The organism is Vibrio genomosp. F10 str. 9ZD137, assembly GCF_049974785.1.
Taxonomy (GTDB): domain Bacteria; phylum Pseudomonadota; class Gammaproteobacteria; order Enterobacterales; family Vibrionaceae; genus Vibrio.
Window position 1 is genome coordinate 1 of sequence record NZ_JBNGCJ010000418.1, and the last position, 2529, is coordinate 2529.

Consider the following 2529-nt stretch of genomic DNA (forward strand, 5'->3'; position numbering starts at 1 on the left):
GCTGTTGTCGGCGTGGTGGTGAGAGATTTCACTGAGATACAGCATGGCAATTCGCTCTACTTGTGGCTCGATAGCATTGGCTGGAGTCGTTCCGGTTAGGGCGTGGCCAGGCTCTCCGTGGGTGCATCCATATTTCGCCAGCATTGGGATCGTTTCTGAGTTGGTGGACGAGGGGGCGTTCACCTGGCTGCAGGGAATCCCCAACGCATTTAGCCCTTGTTTCGCCTCTAATAGTGTCATTAGGTTTGGGGTCGGTTGGGTTTGTTTGCTACCCGAGTCGTACAAGAAGCAGGGAAAGTGAGTTACCCCTTCGATATAAACGCCCGGCATATCTTGTATTGACTGCACGACTTCTTCTAGGCGTGATAGCGCAAACCCAGACTCTTGATTGACGTAAAGCTTGTCTCGACTATGGAAAAACTTCAACAGTAAGCCTTGTTGTCGCCCAGCCATAACCGCAGCGTCAGAGATCTTTTGGGCTTTCTCAAGGCTATACACCGTTATAACCTGAGGCTTTATATTGGCAACCAATGAATGAATCATATTGCTCGGTGGTTGCACCAAATGGCCAACATTGGCGATGGGCAATCCATGTGCAGCCATGAGTCGGGCTTCTTTGAAATCGACGCATACAATGCCTTCATAACCACATTCTTCTATGAGCAGTTTGGCAATCATTGGATTGCGACCAAACTGTTTGGTCATTGCATAAAGACGTATCCCAGATTCGTCCGCCACCTGCTTCATTGATTTGGCGTTGATGAGCAGTTGGTCTACATCAATAACCGCAGTGTCGGGCTGTAATTTACCCTGTTTAAATAGTGCTAGGGTGGCATTAATTAAATTGGGATTTTGCTTTTCTAACGCTTCTAAAAACATGTTCTCCCCTTTTTAGGCATGAGCTGATCCCGAACATCATTTCTGATGCTCTTGCTTAATAATGGATTTCAAATACAAGTGGGTGTGTTATATAAAGCTGAAGATCAGCCTGCCTATTTATTTGTTAATTTTTACAGTGAGTTACGTTATTCCACATGATTACAGAGCAAATAAACCCAGCACATGAAGAATATTTAAAATAACACCAGTGAGAATAGCGGCGACAGCAGGTGCAGCAATCTTCAATACCGGTCTTCCTAATACTTCATTTAAGAAGAACAGCATGGCGAAAATGGTGAAACCCGTAGTGGCGCCCATCTTCATTACCGCCAAGACCCCACCAATTAATAAAGCAAATTCCATTAAGGTATTCATCGAATTTCGGATATTGTCTGAGGCATTTCGAATCGATGGGAATTGCTCTAAGAAACGGCCTATTCCACGAAGTAGATAAACTTCAGCACAAATTGTAATCGCCCCAAGTACTGCTGCGACGGGCACGTTGGGTGATAAATAACCGACGACAAAGACAAATGTCATTCCAACCACACCATATACACCGGTGGCTAAAGCCGTGGTTGCAATTAATGGTATAAAACCTAGGCCACGCATAAATTCAGACAGAGCCACCTGTTTCATTGCCGCCTCTTTTGCGTCAGGATCCGTCATTTGGTACGCGTCTGCGAGGGAATAAATAGAGACTTCTGATCCTGCAAAAATACCGACATTAGAGACCGCAGCAATGAGAGCACCTGTCACCGCTAGGAAGGGCAAGTTTTTGACAATTCGCTTGGTGCGTTCATCAAACAAACCATGCAGGCCAGACATATCAGGCGCTGCAATACCTTGTTTTCGATCAGAGAGGTCCTTGCGAATAGCGAACAAGATCAACATCAGCATGCCGACAAAGATCTGAATCGATTCTGGGTAAATGCCTGTATGCTTAATGATCATAAGACGAGACATTAAGATGACAACCGCAGCGATTGCACCGGCTCTCCAACCAAATTGGTAGAAAATAGCCAGCAATGGGAACAGTGCAAAGGCCGACATAACTGGCGTACCTAGTTCGCCCAATGCACCTAACGCGTCCACGGGTAGACCTGTTAAGACGGCATTAACACCGGCTAATGAGGTCACGACCAATATACCCCATAGACCACCCGCGGCAGCGGCAAGGAAACGGCTACCGATCATGACACCGAGAATATCGGTTGGTAAGAAAAGCAGCCAAGGGTTGAGTAATCCGGTCGATAAGGTGAATGAAATTCCCACCGATGCGACGAAGCCAATAGAGAGACCAAAGGCGACGGAACCAGCATCGCGTCTTGTCATATTGCCCTCAACAAGTTGAGGTAAGATCGGTCGAATCCCATCGTGGAACACGGCCGCACTCATGTTAGCGATTAAAGCGGTCATTGCGCAGAGTGTGGCAACGAGTCCTATGTGCATAATATCCATATTATTTCCCTACTGTTCAGCAAGTAATCCAGTGAGCATTGGTACGGCATGCTCTATGTGTTCAACCGAAAGACCAAAGGCCACGTAGCCCTTTTCGATAAATTGTTTTACTTCCTCTTCTTTGGCTTTGATGGCTGGTTTTGCAATGGTGCAACTCTGCCCAAAACCAATGATAGATCGGAAGAGCGG

The 2529-nt window shown here is 46.5% G+C and carries 3 protein-coding genes; all 3 read right to left on the minus strand.

All coding sequences use genetic code 11. From position 1 onward, the window contains the following. Nucleotides 1-879, minus strand: an 879-nt coding sequence (locus tag ACP45E_RS09965) for an alanine racemase (RefSeq protein ID WP_069584959.1), incomplete at its 3' end; no start/stop codon positions are given. A 159-nt stretch (nt 880-1038) separates the two neighbouring features. Continuing rightward, a complete protein-coding gene (locus ACP45E_RS09970) occupies nt 1039-2340 on the minus strand; it encodes a YhfT family protein (RefSeq protein ID WP_017036397.1) in 1302 nt (433 codons plus the stop codon). A gap of 9 nt (nt 2341-2349) precedes the next feature. After that, a partial coding sequence (locus tag ACP45E_RS09975; protein WP_141707280.1) for a DUF2620 family protein occupies nt 2350-2529 on the minus strand: 180 nt, incomplete at its 5' end.